This is a genomic window from Marinobacterium nitratireducens, from assembly GCF_014645375.1.
In the GTDB taxonomy this organism is placed as follows: Bacteria; Pseudomonadota; Gammaproteobacteria; order Pseudomonadales; family Balneatricaceae; genus Marinobacterium_A; species Marinobacterium_A nitratireducens.
Map to the genome: position 1 here is coordinate 172,364 of NZ_BMLT01000004.1, position 18,471 is coordinate 190,834.

The following is an 18,471-nucleotide window of genomic DNA, read 5'->3' on the forward strand; positions in this document are numbered from 1 at the left end:
GTTCATGATGTTATGTCATAACAATCTCAATAGATTATATGTAATAACATAACACTTCAAGCCGCTCGGCAGGCCGCAATAACCGACCGCGGGCACGTACGATAGCCCTGCGGTTCCAGCCGGCTCCGTTACGGCGTCATCGCGGCCCTGCGAAACGACAGCAACCGAAAGCGCGTGCTACACTCCCGGCCTTTGTCAGCAGGAGAGAATCGGGAAAATGAAACTGGTCTCGTTCAACACCAACGGAATACGTGCCCGTCTGCACCAGCTCGAGGCGCTGATCGCGACTCAGCAGCCGGACGTCATCGGCATCCAGGAGACCAAGGTCAGCGACGGCGAGTTTCCCGTCGAGGCTATCGAGGCGATGGGCTACCACGTCGAGTATCACGGCCAGAAGGGTCATTACGGCGTCTGCCTGATGTCGAAGCAACCGCCCTCGATGCTGCAAAAGGGCTTTGCCGACGATGACGACGACGCCCAGAAGCGCCTGATCATCGGCCGCTACCCGACCGCCGACGGCCGCCAGATCACCGTCATCAACGGCTACTTCCCGCAGGGCGAGAATATCACCCACCCGACCAAGTTCCCGGCCAAGCGCAAGTTCTACGCCGACCTGCTGACCCACCTGCAGACCCGGTGCGATCCGACGGACCTGCTGGTGGTGATGGGCGACCTGAACATCTCGCCGGAAGATATCGATATCGGCATCGGCGAGCCCAACCGCAAGCGCTGGCTGCGCGACGGCAAGACCAGCTTCCAGCCCGAGGAGCGCGAATGGCTGCAGCGCCTCAAGGACTGGGGCCTGCAGGACAGCTACCGGGTACTGCGGCCGAACGACGACGAACACTTCAGCTGGTTCGACTACCGCAGCCGCGGCTTCGAGCGCGAACCCAAGCGCGGCCTGCGCATCGACACCATCCTCGCCACGGCCCCGCTGTGCGAGCTGTGCTCCGACGTCGGCATCGACTACGACGTCCGCGGCATGGAAAAACCGTCGGACCACGCGCCGGTCTGGGCGACGTTCGACGTTTGAGGTCACGGCTGAGGGGTAACGCTCTTGCAGGTTGGTCTAGCGCCGAAGGCGCGTAACCCAACACCGAAGGGGATTCGGGAACGTACATCGGCAACCGATACCCATCGATCTGAACTGCGATCGATATGATGGGGCCGCGATGCCCGAACGCCGCGTAGGCGGTTTGCCCGTGCCGCTGCATCGCTTGTCCCATCCTACCTGCGATCGATTTGACGGGTTACGCGATGCCCATGAACGGTGCCAAAGGTTCCGGCAAGAGCCATTGCATCGCTAGACCCATCCTCCAGTCATGGATACGGTCAAGGGCAGTTGCCGCGTGACAACTCACCCCTTCACCGGGCTGACGAAGCCCGGCGGCTTGACCACCAGCACGTCGCAGGCGATTTCGTCCAGCACCCGCTCGACGGTACTGCCGAGCAGCAGGCGATCGACGAAGCCCCGCGCCACTGACCCCATTACCATGACGTCGATCCCGTGCTCTTCGGCAAAGCGCGGCAGCGTCTGATGACTTTCGCCCTTGAGCAGGTGCACCTGCTCGCCTTCGGGATCCAGGACAGGCCCCAGCAGCCGGTTCAGCGCTTCGGTATGCTGTTGCGTCACCTTCTGCTTCAGCGCTTCGAAGTCGGTGACCACATGCTCGTCGAAGATCGCCGACTGCGGCAGCGTGTGATAACTGTGCACCGCGTGCAGCCGTCCGTCGGTCAGCTCGCGCAGCCAGGCGGCATGCTTGAGCAGTTCACGATCCAATTCGCCCGGCGCCTCGCCATCGTGGAAGGGGTCAACGCAGGCGGCGATGCGCGGCTGCTCATGCCACCGGTGCGCCTTGACCAGCAGTAACGGAAAGCCGCAGTCGCGCAGCAGCTGCCAGTCGTGATGCGCCAGCAGGTAGTGCCCCAGGCGACTGTGCCGGCCGACCTGATGTATCACCAGATCCGGCTCGTAGCGGATTGCCTTGCGAATGACCCCTTCGGCGTGATGCCGTTCCCAGGCCACATCGACCCCGACCTCGAATCCGCGCCCGACCAGCGTCTCGGCAATGGTGTCCAGCCGCGCCTCGATATGACGCAGGTATGCATGCTGGGCGTGCAGGCCGGCCTCGTGGTCGAACAGCCAGGCATTGCGCAGCGTCAGATTGAAACAGCAGCAGAACAGCTCGACCGCGGCGCCCGTGCGTTCGGCCAGCCAGGATGCCTTCTCCAGCGCCTGGTCGTTGCCGTGCTCCTCTTCGAGGTTGACAAGAATCTTGCGTAGCGGCTTCATACTGTCTCCACTGAGCTACAGTTGTTCCCGGTTTAGTGCCGCCTGCAGCGGCGGCGGGCCCCTCCGGCAGAACAGCTTCTCCGGCAGGAACGCCAAGTTCAGCAGGCTACCTGAGCGGGCCTGGGGCGGCGAAATACCCGGCTTTATAGATTATAAATAACCGGTTCGAACCGGTTTTGAGCGCCGCCCCAGCATCGCAGGCATAACCCCGACAGCCCGTTTAAGGATAGAACGCCCGTGCCCATAGATCTTGTTCGAATACTGATCGCGCCGCTGCTGCTGCTCGCCGGCGCCGGCCTGGTATTCGGACGCCTGACGACCCTGGCTCCCGACCTGCAGCTGCTGCTGGCGGCGTTGCCCTATCTGCTCGGCGCAACCAACCTGCTGCTGGCGTACCTGTACAACCAGAGCCGGGCCATGCTGTCGGCGCTCAACCTGCTGGCGGGCTATGCACTGATACAGCAATGCCTGCAGAGCCCGCTGGCGGAGCCGGACAACTTCGTGCTGTTCAGCCTGCTGTCGCTGCTGCTGCCATTCAACCAGCTGCTGTTCTGTCTCGCGCCCGAACGCGGGCTGCGTAACCGCCGGGCGCTGGCGATGAAGTTACTGCCCCTCGCGCCGTTCGCGCTTCTCGGGCTGCTGTGGCAGCAGCACTGGCTGGCGCCCTGGCTGTACCAGCTGCCGGCCCCCCTGCACGAACTTGCCGTCGAGGCGCGCTACCTGAGCACCGCAAGCGCCTGGTTTTGCGCCGTCGCGCTGCTGCTTGGCGCCCTGGTACTGCACTTTCGCCGCACCCATGCCGACGGCGCTATGCTCGGCGTCCTGCTGACGCTGCCGGCGCTGTTTTTCTGGTTCGACCAGCCACTGATATCACCACTGCTGTTCAGCACGATGCAGCTGGTGCTGGTGCAGGCGCTGGTGTTTCACTCCCACCAGCTCGCCTTCGTCGACGAGCTCACCGGCATCCCGGCGCGGCGCGCCCTGCAGGAACAGCTGCGCAGTCTGGGAAGGCGCTACACTATCGCGATGATGGATATCGACCACTTCAAGCGCTTCAACGACCGTTACGGCCACGACGCCGGCGATCAGGTGCTGCGTCTCGTCGCCTCGAAACTGCGCGAGGTCAGTGGCGGCGGCAGGGTCTTCCGCTACGGCGGCGAAGAGTTCACGGTGCTGTTCCGGGGCAAAAGCGAGGAAGACGCCCTGCCCCACCTCGAGCAGTTGCGCGAGGCGATCGCCGGCTATCCGCTGCAGATTCGCAGGAGCGACCGCCCCGACGATGTCGACGCGGGCCGCAGGCAACGCAGCTCCGGAGCCTCCGGCAAACCCGTGCAGGTGACGATCAGCATAGGGCTGTGCGAGCGCGGCCCGACGCACTCCGACCCCGATGCGGTTCTGCAGCAGGCAGACAAGGCGCTTTACGCCGCCAAGAAAGCCGGCCGCAACCGCACCGTGCCCAGCCGCCGGCTGCGCCAGCGCAGCCGGCGGGGCCAGTCCGACTTCGCATGAACAAAATTCACTCAACGGTTGTTTCCGGCAGCCGCTAAACTGTTGTCCGCCTTTACGGAGAGCAGCCCATGGAAATCAAGCCCAATTTCGGCCAGCAAGTCTCTGAGCTGGCGCGTTCGGACCGCAACGGCGGCATCGGCAAGACCGTATCGGCTGCGGCCCGCGACGGCAAAGTCCTGAAGGACAAGGCCATTCTCGATGCTTCCCTGAACGTCAGCATCAGCACCGGCAACCGTTCCCTCGAACTGGTCTACCGCGCCGCGGTCGACAAGCTCAACGAGCTGCTGGCCGACGACCTCGGGCCCGATGCGCTGCAATATGCCATCGACAATGGCCTCGACGTCAGCCCCGAAGCCACCGCCGGTCGCATTCTGTCGATGTCCACCGCCTTCCTGCCGGCGTATCTGGAACAGCACCCGGAGCTCGGCGAAGACGAGGGCCGCGCCCGCTTCATCGACCTGATTCGCGGCGGAATCGAGCAGGGCTTCTCGGAGGCACGCGATATTCTGCAGGGTCTTGGCGTGCTCGAAGGCGACATCGCCGCCAATATCGACACCACCTGGGAGCTGGTGCAGCAGGGACTCGACGACTATCTCGGCCACGCCGATGAGGCTTCGGACCCGTTCTGAAACAAGCGCAAATTGCGGGCGGCGGCGCCCTGCTTTAGAATCGGGATATACCCCCACGCTTTAGCAGGAGACTCCCTTGTCGCAACAGGCGTCCGCCCAGGAGCAGTCGACACCGTCGCTGGCCGAGATGAAAAGCAATGCCGCAGAAGCCGCCAGGCTGATGCGCGCCCTGAGCAACGAGAACCGGCTGCTGATTCTGTGCTACCTGCAGGGTCAGGAAATGTCGGTGGGAGAACTGAACCGCAGCCTCGATCTGAGCCAGTCGGCGCTGTCGCAGCACCTGGCGGTCCTGCGTAATGACGGCCTGGTGCAGACCCGTCGCGAGTCCCAGACCATCTTCTATTCGCTGCGCGGCGACCGCGCCACCCGAGTCATTGAAACTCTGCACTCGCTGTATTGCCCCGACGCCTGACATCGTGATCCGCCAGGCGGCGACCCAATCGAGGCGGCATAATCCTGGCGCCAGCGCCGCTTGCGGCGGCTACCCCTGCCAGCCGAAACGCGTCAGCGGTATTCGTCCCCGCACGAAGCCGATGCCTTCGTCCTCCAGACGCTCGCGCTGCATTTGCGCGCCCGGCGAGTCCGCCGGCAGCGACAGCTCGCCACGGGCATTGACGACCCGGTGCCAGGGCAGACGCGAGCCCTCCGGGAGCCGGCTCAGCACCCGCCCCACCATCCGCGCCCGGCGCGGCAGTCCGGCAAGTTCCGCCACCGTGCCGTAAGTGCACACCCGCCCCGGCGGGATCCCCGCGACCACCTGCCAGATCCGCTCGGCGTCGGACAGCTGCGCGGGTTCCGCTGTCACGAAACCCGGTCGTCCAGTTGCAGTGGCGCCGGCGCCTGCACAGGCCTCAGCATATCGATATGCAGGATACCGTCCTCGTCATAAGGCTCGGACTCGGCAATGAAGCCGTGCTGACCATAGAAGCGCTCGAGGTGCGCCTGTGCCGCCAGCGCCAGCGGTACGCCGGGCCAGTGGCAGCGACAGAAGCGCAGAATCTCCTCCACCAGGCGGTGGCCGGCACCGTCGCCGCGGGCCGAAGCCTCGACCAGAATGCGCCCGACCCGGATACGCCCCTGCTGAGGCGGAAACACCCTCGCGCAGGCCACCAGCCCGTCTTCTCCCCACCCCAGCAGATGATGCGCCTGAGGATCCAGGCCGTCGACGTCGGCATAGGCGCACTCCTGTTCCACCACGAATACCTGGGCACGCAGGCGCAGCAGCGCGTAAAGGGCGTCCACGCCCAGGTGTTCGAACGGGTACCATTCAAGTCTCATTGCGGCCTCACTGCTGCAGGCGGTACATCTGCCATTCTTCGGTCGGTTCATTGAGCATCATTTTCATGTCGACGACGTCTTCCTCCGGGTTGTAGGCGGTCTTGAATCCAAGCTTACGCGCCAGTGCCTGCATGCCTCTGTTGCTGGACAGGGTCGAGCCGTACAACTGCAGAGTGCCACGCTTGCGGCAATAGTCAACGATGCGCTGCATCAGGATGACCCCCAGCCCCTCCCCCTGCAGGTCGTCGCGAATCACGATCGAGAATTCGCTGCGCACGTTATCCGGGTCCGTGACCGCACGCACGACGCCCAAGGTTTCGTCTCCGGGCAGGCCATCGAGCCTCGGCGCCGAAACGATAAAGGCCATTTCGCGGTCGTAGTCGATCTGGGTCCAGGTGGCCAGTTCCTGATGCGTCGGCACGCCGCGGCTGTAGAAGTAGCGCAGGCGGATGGAATCGGGACTGAGGTGCTGATACAGGTCCAGGTGCGCCGGCTCGTCCTCGCCGCGGATCGGCCTGACCACCGCCGGCCGGCCGGAACCTTTCAACCGGATCGATTCGGTAAGATAGGCCGGATAGGGCGATATCGACAGACTCACCGGCGCTCCGAGCGATACCGACACATCGACCGCCAGCAGCCCCCGCTTGTTGAGCAGCAGCGGATTGATTTCCAGACAGGCCAGTTCCGGCAGATCCACCACCATCTCCGACAGGCGGATCAGCAGCTCGCACAGCTGATCGACGTCGCGTTCCACCTGGTAGCTGTTTTCGCGAATGATGTCGTAGACCCGGGAGCGCCGCACCAGGGCCTGCGCCAGCGCCAGATTCAGCGGCGGCAGCATCAGCTGACGGTCCGCCAACATGTCGACGGCATAGCCGCCGGCACCGAACAGCAGCAGCGGGCCGAACGTCGGGTCGCGGGTCACGCCGACATTGATCTGCAGCGACTGAAATCCGCGTTTCATCTGCTGCACGACAAACCCCAGCACCTCGTCGTCGCTGAAGCGCTCCCGCACCCGGTATTCGAGGCGGGTGGTGGCGTGCTTGACCTCGTTGATGGAGTACAGGTCCAGTGCAAGGTCACGCCAGCGCTGACGCACCTTGTCGTCGTAGCTGAACGGGTAAACGTTCTCGCAATGCAGCGCCCGAACCGCCACCGAGCCACCAAGGCGTTTGGCGATATCCACCACCCCCTCGACGGTATCGGCATAGTAGGAATGGGCAACCGGAATATCGTACAGATCCAGTAACTCGCAGGCCTCGGCATGATAGAGAAAATTGCGCCCCTCGCCGCGTGCCGTCGCCACAAGCTCCCGGGCCCGAACGTGATTCTGGCTGTTCTGCTCCATGTAGGGGGCCGGCGTCTGGCGCATCACCTCCTGATTGCGGCGGTACTCCACCATCTGCATGAAAGCGTCGACGGCCTCCTCCGGGGTGACGAAAGTCGCGATCCCGGCGGCGTTGAAGCGGTTGCGCGCCTCGATGGCGGTAGCCCGCCCCATCCAGCTGGTGAGCACATTGCGCGCGGTACGGCGCGCGACCTCGATTACCGCCTCCGCGGTCTCGGCACCGAACGCCATCTGCGTGGGCGCGTGTATCACCAGTACCGCATCGACGCCCGGGTCCTTGGACACCAGACTCAGCGCCTCGGCAAAGCGCTCCGGCGTGGCATCGGCATTCAGATCCACGGGATTACGCTGGTTCCAGTAGCCCGGCAACAGAGACAGCAGGGCTTCCCGTGTCGCGTCACTGAATTCGGCCAGTTGCCCCTGACGTTTGAGCAGGCGGTCGGTCGCCAGGGCATTGGGACCCATGCCGTTGCACAGGATCGCCAGCCGCTCTCCCCGCAACGGTTTCATTCGCGACAGGGTTTCCAGGGCGTTGTACAGCTCGTCGGAGGTTTCAACCCTCAGCACGCCGGCACGACGCAGCGCAGCGTCATAGACCCTGTCCTCGTCATCGACGCCGGGGGCCAGCTGCAGCTTGTGCTGGTCGTCCTGGACGATGTCGGACTTGAGCACCAGCACCAGCTTGTTGCGCGACGCCGCCCGCACTGCCGAGAGAAAGTCCCGCGCCCGCCCGGTCATGCGATCCATCTGCAACAGGATGGCATGGGTATAGGGGTCCTGGGCCAGGTAGTCGATGACCGCCGGAATCCCGACGTCGACACTGTCGCCCAGGGTCAGGAAGTGCGAAAAACCGATCTCCTGCCCATTGGCCCAGTCGATCATGGCGGTCCCGATCAGCCCCGACTGACCAATGTAAGCGACCTTGCCCTTGCGGATATTGACGTGCGCGTAGCTGGCATTCATGCGCGAGCCCGGCACCAGCAGGCCCATGCAGTCCGGACCGAGGATACGAATGCCGTAGGGGCGGGCTGCATCGAGCACTTCTTCGTGCAGCGAGCGCTCTTCCCTGCTGTTGCGGATCGACAGACCGCCGGTCAGTATCAGCGCCGCCTTGACCATGTTGGCCCCCAGCTTGCGGATGATATCGGCCACACTGCCGGGCGGCGAACAGATGATCGCGAGGTCGGGCATCTGCGGCAACTCGCTCACGCTCTTGACGCAGGGTACGCCCCGCACCTGGCCATACCCCTGGGAGTTGACGGCGATCAGCTGCCCCTCGAATCCGCCTTCCCGCAGATTCTGCAGCACCGCGCCCCCCATGCTGTCGGCACGGTCGGACGCGCCGAAGACGGCGATGGACGCAGGTTTGAAAAAACGCCTCAGGTATTTTGTCGACACTCGGCAATCCTGTTGTGTTTGAAGCCGATAACGCAGCCAGTCCCGCTGGCTGGCTAACAGTCTAGGCGATTTCGCAGCTGCGTCATTGTTTTGCGTCAGTGACTCAACTTGCGTGGTCTCTTCCCCTACAATGCCGGCAAAGAGGGATATTTCACAATCACCAAAAGGATCCAAGCATGCGCCTGCCCATCGTACTGATTCTGTTTGCCCTGCTGGCCGGCTGTGCCGGCGCTCCGCCACCGGCGCCCGTTCCGGAGCCGGTCAAGCCGACGCCCCCGGCGCCGTCGGAGCCGGTCGAGACCCGCGAAACCCGGGTCATCCCCGAGCCTGCCAACCCGACGTTGCCGTCGACCGTGGCGGACGATGCAACCCTGGCCAACGCCTTTCTCCAGACCTACCGTGAACAGTCGCTTTACAATGGCCGCCACCCGCTGCAGCTGAGCTACGACTATCGTTTCGTCGAGAACCGCTGGTCGCCCCGCCAGGACCGCCTGATAATGCTGTTCGAAAACGCCCAAGGCGACAGCGGATTCGTCGCCTGGAGCCTCAACGGCGACGCCTCCGCCACCTCATTGCGACTGGAAGACTCGCAGCTTGGCCGCCGCTTCGCGCTGATTCTGCGCCCGGCGCGACTCTGCTTCGCCGTCGACGCGGCCCGGGCACCGGCCTGGATCGGCGGCCGCTGGGTGTACGATCAGCAGCGCCCCGGCACCTTCGAGTGCAACGGCCTGACCAACCGGTCGGCATTCAAACCGGGGACGCGCCTGCCGGGGCTGATGGGCGTCTACTTCCGCGAGGGCGATGTGGTGCTGCTCTACGACACCCGCGAACAGCGCGACCTGGCCGCAGGCATACTGGCCCAGCTGTTCCCCAATCTGGTGTTCAATCCCTGAACGAAGATTTTTCAGTTTGACGGCCCGCGACGCTGTCCCGGTTCTGTTAAAGCGGCAAGAATCGGGAACTGAACCATAATAGGGAAGGAATCGGGATGAAGACCCCGGCGGGGTCTCACCCGGGACGCCGTTGCGGTGCCCGCTGCAACCCGCACGGGCCTGCGCTTGAGTGGAACTTCAGCTGTGTCGAGATCACTGTCATGAGCAAAAAACATAACAGCCAGGACCTGACCGACGATGACGACGTACTGGACTGGGACTCTGAACCGGCCGTCGAAGACGACGACAGCCCGCCCCAGCAGGAAATTCATCCGGCCGCCCGCAGGCGCATCGAGCGCCTGATGGAGGAACGGGCGCTCAGGCGTCAGATCGAGGATGTCTTCGACGACGACTACCTGGACTACTGACCCGCCCTCGCTGTCGCAGGGCTCCACACTCCGGGTCGCTCAGGCCGGTCTTTGCCAGGTCTGGGCGGCGCGGGCCTTCCTGGCGGCATCGCCCTTCAGCAGATAGATATGTTCGGCGGTGAACTCGAAACAGCAGTCGCATGCCTGGCAGACATAGAGCTCACCTTCGGCGCCATGGCCTGTGCTGACAAGATTGTGATGTGGCCTGGTGACGAAGGCCGAGCCGATCAGCTCCCGGCAATGCTTGCAAATCCCTTCCAAAACCCTGCTCCAACGTACGGCAAAAACCGCAAATTCTATCCCGACGAAGGCAATCCCCAAAGCCGCTTAAGCAGAAAAATTTTCATACCCGGCCGGCGCCTTCGAAAATATCGTCGAAGACCTGAAAATTCACTTTACCGCAGACAAAAAGCTGCTATATATTCGCCGAAAAGCGGCGTTGCCGGGCTGTCAAGTCCTTTTCACCCGCACTGTTTTCGACCGGCAGCCTGTCCCCGGCTGCCAGATGACACAACCCGAGATGTGAGAAAAGAGCCGATGGGCACCAAGATTCGTGTCGATCAAGTCCCGATGGACGATATCGAGAACTGGGACGAAGATTACGAGGAGCAGGACGCCAGCCCCCGTGGCAAGAAGGCCAGCTACAACAGCAAGAAAAGACGCCAGATAGAAGAGCGCATGGAAGAACGCCTGCTGGCGCGCCAGCTCAGCAGCGGCTACGACGACAACTGGTTCGACTGAGGCCGGCGGCCGGGCGCCGGCCGGGCGCCCGTCTGTAAAGCACGTGGCAAAAGCGGCACATAAACAGCATTTTTTCTCCCCGCTGCTGCACAACCGGCCGGCTGCGGCTACTATTGGAAGGCACGATCGCAGTTCGCGGCGCAATCGGGTCTCTCTCCAGCACATGCCCTTCAACTGTGCCGCGAAGATCGTGCTGCCCCCCCCCCGCCCGGCCGCGGACTCGCACCGTTCCCCCGCTTGACGTAGAATCCGCTCTCTTCAAATCGCTTCCGGAAGTGCCATGGAACTGAAACAGATCGAGATCCGTGCCATCAGCCGCGCCGCAGGCGACCGTCGCCAGCTGGACCCGACCGACGCCGCCGCCCAGCAGCTGTTCGAAGCCGTCAGCGGCAGCTTTGGGCGACGTTCCGCCCTCACCCACGGCGCCTTCAGCGAAGATACCCTGCAGGAGCATCCCTTCGCCGGTGCCCTGCTGGCGCTGACCGGCGATATCGACAACGCCGATCTCACAGGACTCGCCGACGCGGCGCTTGCCAGCCTGCTTAACGCCGCAGAGCCGGAACAGCCCGCCGACGAGCATGACAGCCAGCTGGTGTGCCTGCTGTATCAGAGCGACCGCTATCACTACCTGCTGCTGGCGCTGCTGGAGCACGAGCCCAGGCTGGCGCTGGACGAGTCGCTGCAACCGGTGGAAACGCGGGTACTGGCGGCGGAGCGTCTGGTGCAGGCGCTACGGGTCAACCTGACGCGCCTCGAACGCGGCCAGGACAGCTATCTCAGCTTCGTCCCGGGCAAGCGCGGCGGCAGCCCGGGCCAGGACTTCCCCGGCGCTTTCGGCTGCAGCGAGGCCGTGCCGGCCAGCCACTGTACCCGCGAACTGATCCGCGCGACCCGCGACTTCTGCAATCAGCACGCCATCCAGGAACGCAAGGATGAAGTGGTCGAGGATGTGGTCAGCTACCTCGAACGCAAGCGCGAGGACAAGCAGCACGCCTCACTTAACGAGATCGAGCGACTCTTCGACGCCTATATCCCGCCGCCGCAGGCCGAAACCGAGGGCGCGACCTTCGGCCAGTTCGCCAACACCGAGCCCTACCAGGTGACCCAGGAGTTCCAGCCCCACAGCGGCACCCTGCGCGCCCTGGCCAAGGTCAAGACCAAGTCCGACAACTGGCAGCTGGACTTTGCCCGCCGATCCCTCGGCACCAAGGACTCGGACCGGGACATCCTGTTTGACGAGGACGGCCAGACCCTGACCCTGCGCCGCCTGCCGACCCGCGTCATCCAGACCATCCGCGACGCCCTCGAGCAGGACTGAGCCTTCCGCTCGTCTGCCAGCCGATGCGGTCGCCGGCGGTTTGCGCCGGCGACCGCCTTTTGCGCAACACCTTTCCCCGCCGATAGACCCAAAGGGACCTGTTCGCAGGTTCCCTGATCGTTTTTACCTCAAAGCAATATTTTGCCTTTGGTAACAACAACTTCACGAAAAACTGGCAAAAACGGCAGCACCCGGTGCTTTTGCGCGCTGAATTTCGCTATGTTATTTTGAACACGAAATAAAAACGACCTGGACGAACGCAGTGGAATCCGATTGCGGCAACCTCCAACAACCCGCCAGGAAGGCGCCCCCTCTTTCCTCGACGCCCGTCTGGGTACCCTTCTAATCAAATCGACGAGAACCGATCCCAATGTGTGGTATCTGCGGTGAAATCCGTTTTGACCGAACTCCGGCCGATTTGACGGCCGTCTCCCGAATGAACGACAGCCTGGCCCCGCGTGGCCCCGATGGCACCGGCCTGTTCCAGATGAACAACCTGGCCGTCGGCCACCGGCGCCTCAAGATCATCGATCTCAGCGAGCACGCGCAGCAGCCGATGGTGGACAACGACCTCGAGCTCGGCATCGTGTTCAACGGCTGCATTTACAACTACCGTGCGCTGCGCAGCGAACTCGAAGGGCTCGGCTACCGCTTTTTCTCCCACGGTGACACCGAGGTCATACTCAAGGCCTTCCACGCCTGGGACAGCGACTGCGTGCACCGTCTCCAGGGCATGTTCGCCTTCACCGTCTGGCATCGCGACAGCGGCCGCGTGGTCATGGCCCGCGACCGCCTCGGGATCAAGCCGCTGTACTACAGCGAACAGGGACCGCGCCTGCGTTTCGCCTCGACTCTCCCGGCACTGCTCGCCGGCGGCGATGTCGACAAGACCCTGGACCCGGTGGCGCTTCACCACTACTTCAGCTTCCACGCCGTGGTGCCGGCCCCCCACACCATCCTTGCCGGTGTGCGCAAACTGGCCCCTGCGAGCATCCGCGAATATGACGCCCAGGGCCGCGCCAGCGAACGACGTTACTGGCAGCCCGATTACAGCCGCCGGGACGAAGACCGGAACCTCGGCTTCGAGGACTGGAAAGAACGCGTGCTCGACCAGCTGCGACTGTCGGTGAAGCGCCGTCTCGAGGCCGACGTTCCGGTCGGCGTACTGCTCTCCGGCGGGCTCGACTCCAGCCTCATCGTCGGTCTGCTCGCCGAGCAGGGCCAGAAGGGACTCAACACCTTTTCGGTCGGCTTCGAAACCGTCGGCGCCGAGATCGGCGACGAGTTCAAGTATTCCGATCTGATCGCCGAACACTTCGCCACCGAGCACCACCAGTTGTTCGTCGACAGCGCCCGTCTGCTGCCGTCGCTGCAGGACTGCGTCCGCAGCATGAGCGAGCCGATGGTCAGCCACGACGTCATCGGTTTCTACCTGCTGTCGCAGAAAGTCGCCGAGCACGTCAAGGTGGTGCAGAGCGGCCAGGGCGCCGACGAGGTATTCGGCGGCTATCACTGGTATCCGCCGCTGGCGCAGAGTCAGGATCCGGTGTCCGATTACGCACGCGTGTTCTGCGACCGCGACCACGCGGAGATGGCCAGACTGCTGGCGCCCGAGTGGCTCGGCGAAGACTACAGCCGCGCGCTGATCGAGGCCCACTTCGCGCAACCCGGCGCCGACACCCCGATCGACAAGGCGTTGCGGCTCGACAGCCACATCATGCTGGTCGACGACCCGGTCAAACGGGTCGACAACATGACCATGTCCTGGGGACTGGAAGCCCGCGTGCCCTTCCTCGATCATGAACTTGTAGAGCTCGCCGCGCGCATCCCGCCCGAGCACAAGGTCCGGGAAGACGGCAAGTACGTGCTCAAGGAGGCCGCACGCGCGGTCATCCCGAACGGGGTTATCGACCGTCCCAAGGGCTATTTCCCGGTACCGGCGCTAAAGTATATCCGCGGCGAGTATCTCGAGTTCGTGCAACAGATCCTCGGCCAGGGCGCTGCCCGCGACCGCGGCCTGGTCAGGCCCGAGTACCTGCAGACGCTGCTCAAGGCACCGGAAGACCATATCACGCCGCTGCGAGGCTCGAAGCTCTGGCAGGTGTCGCTGCTCGAGTTCTGGCTGCAGACCCACGGCATCTGAGGCAAACGCCCATGACCCAGGAACACCCACACCCCATGACGCTGGACAAGACCGATCCCGTCCGCGACGCCGTGCCCCACGACAATGTCGCCATCGACTGCGGCTGGGGGCGCCTGCTGTTCGCGCACACCTTCGAAACCGCCGATCAGCTGCTCGAGGCCATGCGCCAGGAGGCGCCGGGCAAGCGCGATATCGCCATGTACGTCACCGATCCCCATATCATGATGGCGCTGGCGCCCCAGGAGCTGTTCCTCGACCCGTCCCATGCCTTCCGCCTCGATCTCGACCGCTACCGGCCGGCGTCATCGGCTCACCCGGGATTCGTGACCCGCAAGGTCGCCAGCGCCGAGGACGCCGAAGAGGTGCACAACCTGTACCGACGCCGGCAGATGGTGCCGCCGTCACCGGAGTTCGTGCTGGCGAGCCTCGAGCGCGAGGATATCTGCTACTTCGTCGCCGAAGACGAGCACTCCGGTCGCATTATCGGCGCCGTCACCGGCGTCGATCACGTACCCGCTTTCGACGACCCCGCCAGAGGTTCCAGCCTGTGGGCGCTGGCGGTCGACGCCCAGGCCGAGTATCCCGGCGTGGGCGAGACGCTGACGCGCCAGCTGGCCGAGCACTTTCGCGCCCTGGGGCGCCACTACCTCGATCTCTCGGTGATGCACGACAACGGCAACGCCATACGCCTTTACAAGAAACTCGGCTTTCGCCGCATCGACACCTTCGCCATCAAGTACAAGAACGCCTTCAACGAGCCGCTGTTCATCGGCGAGCCGCCGGAAGAGGCGCTCAATCCCTATGCCAAGCTGATCGTGCGCGAAGCCCAGCGGCGCGGCATCGGCGTGCGGGTGATCGATGCCGCCGAGGGCTATTTCGAACTGCACCTGGGGGGACGCAGCCTGGTGTGCCGCGAGTCGCTGAGTCAGCTGACCCATGCGGTGGCGATGAGCCGCTGCGACAACAAGACCGTAACCCACCGCATCCTGCGACAGGCAGGCCTCAGGGTACCGGATCAGCTGCTGCTCAAAGCCGGGGACGAGGCGCCCGCCGACGACTTTCTGACCCGCTACGGCTCGGTGGTGGTGAAGCCGGTGCGCGGTGAACAGGGCCAGGGCATCAGCGTCGATATCCGCCAGCACCAGGCGTTGCACGATGCCATCGCGGCGGCGCGCCACTACTGCGACGATGTCATTCTGGAACAGTTCGTCGACGGCCAGGACCTGCGCATCATCGTCATCGACTTCAAGGTGGTCGCGGCGGCGGTACGCCGTCCCCCGGTGGTGACCGGCACCGGCGCCGACAGCATCCGTGCGCTGATCGACAAACAGAGTCGCCGGCGCCAGGCCGCCACCGGCGGCGAAAGCCGGATTCCGCTGGACGGCGAAACCCTGCGCTGTATCGAGGAAGCCGGCTACGGCCTCGACGACATCCTGCCCTATGGCGAGAAACTGCAGGTTCGGCGCACCGCCAACCTGCATACCGGCGGCACCATCCACGACGTTACCGCGAAGCTGCACCCCGAATTGCGCGAGGCCGCGGTGCGTGCCGCCGAAGCGATCGACATTCCGGTCACCGGGCTGGACTTCCTGGTACCGGACGTCACCGCGCCCGACTACGTCATCATCGAAGCCAACGAGCGGCCGGGGCTCGCCAACCACGAGCCGCAGCCCACCGCCGAGCGCTTCATCGACCTGTTGTTTCCGCAAACCGCTGCGAGGTCTTGAAATGGAACCATTGAAGATCGATCAGGAATACGTACTGGAAGTACTGCTGCGCCTGCTGCACACCCCGTCTCCCAGCGGCTATACCGACCGCGCCGTTCACCTGGTGTGCGAAGAGCTGGAAAAAATGGGGGTGGAGATGGAGATCACCCGACGCGGCGCCATTCGCGCATCGCTGCCGGGCGAAGCCAAGAGCCCGGACCGGGCGCTGGTGGCCCATATCGACACCCTGGGCGCCATGGTCAAGGGTCTCAAGACAAACGGCCGTCTCGAGGTGGTGCCGGTCGGGCACTGGAATGCCCGCTTCGCCGAAGGCGCCCGCTGCACCATCTTTTCCGACGACCGGCAGTTCCGTGGCACCCTGCTGCCGCTCAAGGCCTCCGGGCACACCTTCGGACCCGAGATCGACAGCCAGCCCTGCAGCTGGGACCACATCGAGGTGCGCCTCGACGAGATCTCCTATCGCCTCGACGATCTGCTCCATCTCGGTATCCACGTCGGCGACTTCATTGCCATCGACTCCGGTACCGAGATCACACCGAACGGCTTCATCAACTCGCGCCACCTCGACGACAAGGCCGGTGCAGCGGTGCTGCTGGGCGCCATCCGCGCAATCAAGCAGAGCGGCGTCACCCTGCCGGTGGATGTGCACCCGCTATTCACCATATCCGAGGAAATCGGCAGCGGCGCCTCGGCGGCGCTGCACCAGGACGTCGCCGAGATGCTCACCATCGATAACGGCACCACGGCACCGGGCCAGAATTCAAGCGAGTTCGGCGTCACCATCGCCATGGCGGACATGGTCGGTCCCTTCGACTACCACCTGACCCACCGCCTGATCCAGCTGTGCAAGGAGTTCGGCATCCCGCACCAGCGCGACATCTTCCGCTATTACCGCTCCGACAGTGCCGCCGCCATCGAGGCCGGCAATGACCTGCGGACCTCGCTGGTCACCTTTGGGATAGACGCCTCGCATGGCTGGGAACGCATCCACTGGGACGCCCTGGAATCCCTCGGCAGTCTGCTGACGGTGTACATGCAGAGCCCGCCGCTGTTCCCGCGTGACCGCCAGGACATGGGCCCGCGCACCGGCTTCCCGACCCTGCCGGCCTGAGCCCCGACGGACAACACCGAAAGGCCCGGCGCAGGGTACCGGTAAGCGCAGCGCACCAATATTCCGGTGCGCTTCGCTTCGTAGGGCAACCTGAGCGCAGCGAAGCGTGCCGCGATAGCCAATCCGGTGCAGCTCGCTCCGCTCGGTGCACCCTACGGTCGGAATCGCGGCCCGGTTGGTTATTGCAGAGGTGTCGGCGGGTCCGAAGGCACCCCGGGCACCAGCATCGGCGCGGCATCGAGGCCTTCCGCATCCATCATCTCGGCGATACGCTGCAGTGACGACAGCAGCATCAGCTGCTCCCAGCGCTGCAGCCGGGCGAAACGCTCGACGAAGGTGTCCTGCAACAGCGGCGGTGCGGTCGAGAGTATCGCCACCGCATCGTGGGTTGCCCGCACATTGACGCGACGGCGGTCGTTATCGCAACGCTCGCGAAGCACCAGCCCGCGCTGCTCCAGCCGCTTGAGAATATCGGTAATGGTGGCCTGGCTGAGGCTGACCCGGCGCGCCAGGGCGCCGGCGGTGAGCCCGTTGGACTCGATCACCGCCTTGAGCACCTGCGCCTGGGGACCGGTGAGGCCGTATTCGCTGGCGAGGCGCCGCGAGTGCATGTCGACGGCCCGGATAATCCGGCGCAACGCCACCAGCACCTCGTCGTTATGATCTGATTTTCGACTCATGGGGCTCGCATCTTTCCGGTTGCGTAACCGCTTCGCTGTCGGTTTGCGCTGAACAGGGAGTGAAGTCCGGGAGCCAAGGCACCCTACGCACTATATTAGTGCATTTTCAGGCTCCGTTCGACAGCGCCCGCTGTCGCAGGCGGCGTATCCTGGAGGCCGTCGGCGGATGACTGCGCAACAGCGCCGGAGCTGTCCCGAAGTCGTTCCGCGGCACCAGGAAGGCCCACCAGCGCCGCCCGGAGCCTTCGAGCTTCTGCAGCGCCCGGGCCAGGGCTTCGGGGTCGCCGGTCAGCTCGCTGGCATCGAGGTCGGCGCGATACTCGCGCGAGCGCGACAGCGCAAGCTGCAACAGGAAGCTGAACAGCGGCGCCATGATCAGCAGCGCAACGCCGACAAAGGAGATCGACACCAGGCCGAACAGCCAAAGCGGTATACACAATAAGAGCGCCAGCTGCGCCGACAGCGCAACGAGCTGGGTCAGGCGCGTGAAGGTATCGGCCAAGGCCATCAGGCGGACGTCCTGGTTGCGGATATGACTGACCTCGTGGGCCAGCACCCCGGAGAGTTCCGGATAATCGAGCAGACGAAACAGCCCGTCGCTCAGGGCGATCGACGCGGGTTCGCCTTCACCGCCGACGGTAAAGGCATTGGGCGCGGGATCCGGCAGCCAATACAGCCGCGGCGCCTCCGGCAAGCCGGCCCGCTCGGCCAGCCGGGCCACCAGCAGGTTCAGCTCCGGCGCCGAGCCCGGATGCAACGGTCGCGCGCCCGCGCCTTTCAAAACCCAGGCGGACGGTACCCGGGGGGCAAAGGCAAGCACCAGCAGTACCGAGAGCAGGGTCAGCCACCAGGCCGCCTCGCCCAGCAGCAACCAGGCGCAGAGCGCCAGAATCAACGACATTCCCAGCAGCAGTACCAGCGTTTGCAGCCGGTTGTGCCAGCGTTGTAATTTCAGGCTTCGGCAGGACACGCAACACTCCGCTTTGGGTCACAGAA

General features: G+C 64.3%; 18 protein-coding genes. 11 read left to right on the plus strand and 7 right to left on the minus strand.

The window, feature by feature from the left end:
* Window positions 1-217 precede the first annotated feature (217 nt).
* Entirely contained in the window at window positions 218-1,033 is an 816-nt protein-coding gene (gene xthA / locus IEX85_RS09080) for an exodeoxyribonuclease III (RefSeq protein WP_188860271.1), read from the plus strand.
* A gap of 324 nt (window positions 1,034-1,357) precedes the next feature.
* Here xthA and IEX85_RS09085 read toward each other — a convergent pair whose 3' ends face one another.
* Window positions 1,358-2,293 carry a universal stress protein gene (locus tag IEX85_RS09085; RefSeq protein ID WP_188860272.1) on the minus strand — a complete coding sequence of 312 codons (936 nt, stop codon included), beginning with the start codon at window positions 2,291-2,293 and terminating at the stop codon, window positions 1,358-1,360.
* A gap of 237 nt (window positions 2,294-2,530) precedes the next feature.
* On the opposite strand from IEX85_RS09085, the gene IEX85_RS09090 reads away from it, so the two are divergent.
* The 3 genes from IEX85_RS09090 to IEX85_RS09100 all read left to right on the plus strand — a co-directional run bounded on the left by IEX85_RS09090 (window position 2,531) and on the right by IEX85_RS09100 (window position 4,843).
* Window positions 2,531-3,802 carry a GGDEF domain-containing protein gene (locus IEX85_RS09090; RefSeq protein WP_188860273.1) on the plus strand — a complete coding sequence of 424 codons (1,272 nt, stop codon included), beginning with the start codon at window positions 2,531-2,533 and terminating at the stop codon, window positions 3,800-3,802.
* A gap of 68 nt (window positions 3,803-3,870) precedes the next feature.
* Window positions 3,871-4,431 (plus strand): DUF5610 domain-containing protein, encoded by a 561-nt coding sequence (locus IEX85_RS09095; protein WP_188860274.1) that lies wholly within the window; start codon window positions 3,871-3,873, stop codon window positions 4,429-4,431.
* Window positions 4,432-4,558: 127 nt separating this feature from the next.
* On the plus strand, window positions 4,559-4,843 hold the full coding sequence (locus IEX85_RS09100) for an ArsR/SmtB family transcription factor (protein WP_188860529.1): 285 nt from the start codon (window positions 4,559-4,561) through the stop codon (window positions 4,841-4,843).
* 69 nt (window positions 4,844-4,912) lie between these two features.
* On the opposite strand, the gene IEX85_RS09105 is transcribed toward IEX85_RS09100, so the two are convergent.
* Genes IEX85_RS09105 through IEX85_RS09115 form a run of 3 tightly spaced genes read right to left on the minus strand, consistent with a single transcriptional unit; the run spans window position 4,913 to window position 8,455 of the window.
* Window positions 4,913-5,236, minus strand: coding sequence for an MGMT family protein (locus IEX85_RS09105; RefSeq protein WP_229721855.1), 324 nt, complete (start codon window positions 5,234-5,236; stop codon window positions 4,913-4,915).
* A complete protein-coding gene (locus IEX85_RS09110; RefSeq protein ID WP_188860275.1) occupies window positions 5,233-5,709 on the minus strand; it encodes a GNAT family N-acetyltransferase in 477 nt (158 codons plus the stop codon). Before IEX85_RS09110 ends, IEX85_RS09105 begins: the two co-directional genes overlap by 4 nt.
* A 7-nt stretch (window positions 5,710-5,716) precedes the next feature.
* Window positions 5,717-8,455 carry a bifunctional acetate--CoA ligase family protein/GNAT family N-acetyltransferase gene (locus IEX85_RS09115; protein WP_188860276.1) on the minus strand — a complete coding sequence of 913 codons (2,739 nt, stop codon included), beginning with the start codon at window positions 8,453-8,455 and terminating at the stop codon, window positions 5,717-5,719.
* A 176-nt stretch (window positions 8,456-8,631) separates the two neighbouring features.
* Between IEX85_RS09115 and IEX85_RS09120 the strand changes: the two genes are divergently transcribed.
* Both IEX85_RS09120 and IEX85_RS09125 read left to right on the plus strand, forming a co-directional pair.
* On the plus strand, window positions 8,632-9,348 hold the full coding sequence (locus tag IEX85_RS09120; RefSeq protein ID WP_188860277.1) for a hypothetical protein: 717 nt from the start codon (window positions 8,632-8,634) through the stop codon (window positions 9,346-9,348).
* 200 nt (window positions 9,349-9,548) lie between these two features.
* Window positions 9,549-9,755 carry a PA3496 family putative envelope integrity protein gene (locus IEX85_RS09125; protein WP_188860278.1) on the plus strand — a complete coding sequence of 69 codons (207 nt, stop codon included), beginning with the start codon at window positions 9,549-9,551 and terminating at the stop codon, window positions 9,753-9,755.
* A gap of 39 nt (window positions 9,756-9,794) precedes the next feature.
* Here IEX85_RS09125 and IEX85_RS09130 read toward each other — a convergent pair whose 3' ends face one another.
* Window positions 9,795-10,016, minus strand: coding sequence for a hypothetical protein (locus tag IEX85_RS09130; protein ID WP_188860279.1), 222 nt, complete (start codon window positions 10,014-10,016; stop codon window positions 9,795-9,797).
* 276 nt (window positions 10,017-10,292) lie between these two features.
* Here IEX85_RS09130 and IEX85_RS09135 point away from each other — a divergent pair, with 276 nt between their 5' ends.
* The 5 genes from IEX85_RS09135 (at window position 10,293) to IEX85_RS09155 (ending at window position 16,795) form a co-directional block, all read left to right on the plus strand.
* On the plus strand, window positions 10,293-10,496 hold the full coding sequence (locus IEX85_RS09135) for a PA3496 family putative envelope integrity protein (RefSeq protein ID WP_188860280.1): 204 nt from the start codon (window positions 10,293-10,295) through the stop codon (window positions 10,494-10,496).
* A gap of 280 nt (window positions 10,497-10,776) precedes the next feature.
* On the plus strand, window positions 10,777-11,814 hold the full coding sequence (locus IEX85_RS09140; protein ID WP_188860281.1) for a nucleoid-associated protein: 1,038 nt from the start codon (window positions 10,777-10,779) through the stop codon (window positions 11,812-11,814).
* Between the two features lie 370 nt (window positions 11,815-12,184).
* Complete coding sequence (locus IEX85_RS09145; protein ID WP_188860282.1) at window positions 12,185-13,957, plus strand: N-acetylglutaminylglutamine amidotransferase; 1,773 nt, start codon at window positions 12,185-12,187, stop codon at window positions 13,955-13,957.
* 11 nt (window positions 13,958-13,968) lie between these two features.
* Window positions 13,969-15,684 carry an N-acetylglutaminylglutamine synthetase gene (gene ngg / locus IEX85_RS09150; protein WP_188860283.1) on the plus strand — a complete coding sequence of 572 codons (1,716 nt, stop codon included), beginning with the start codon at window positions 13,969-13,971 and terminating at the stop codon, window positions 15,682-15,684.
* Between the two features lies 1 nt (window position 15,685).
* The gene (locus tag IEX85_RS09155; protein WP_188860284.1) at window positions 15,686-16,795 is read left to right on the plus strand and encodes an osmoprotectant NAGGN system M42 family peptidase; all 1,110 of its coding nucleotides are present in this window, start codon (window positions 15,686-15,688) and stop codon (window positions 16,793-16,795) included.
* Between the two features lie 179 nt (window positions 16,796-16,974).
* Here IEX85_RS09155 and IEX85_RS09160 read toward each other — a convergent pair whose 3' ends face one another.
* Both IEX85_RS09160 and IEX85_RS09165 read right to left on the minus strand, forming a co-directional pair.
* The gene (locus IEX85_RS09160; RefSeq protein ID WP_188860285.1) at window positions 16,975-17,475 is read right to left on the minus strand and encodes a MarR family winged helix-turn-helix transcriptional regulator; all 501 of its coding nucleotides are present in this window, start codon (window positions 17,473-17,475) and stop codon (window positions 16,975-16,977) included.
* Window positions 17,476-17,581: 106 nt separating this feature from the next.
* Entirely contained in the window at window positions 17,582-18,445 is an 864-nt protein-coding gene (locus IEX85_RS09165) for a zinc metalloprotease HtpX (protein ID WP_188860286.1), read from the minus strand.
* Window positions 18,446-18,471: the final 26 nt, after the last annotated feature.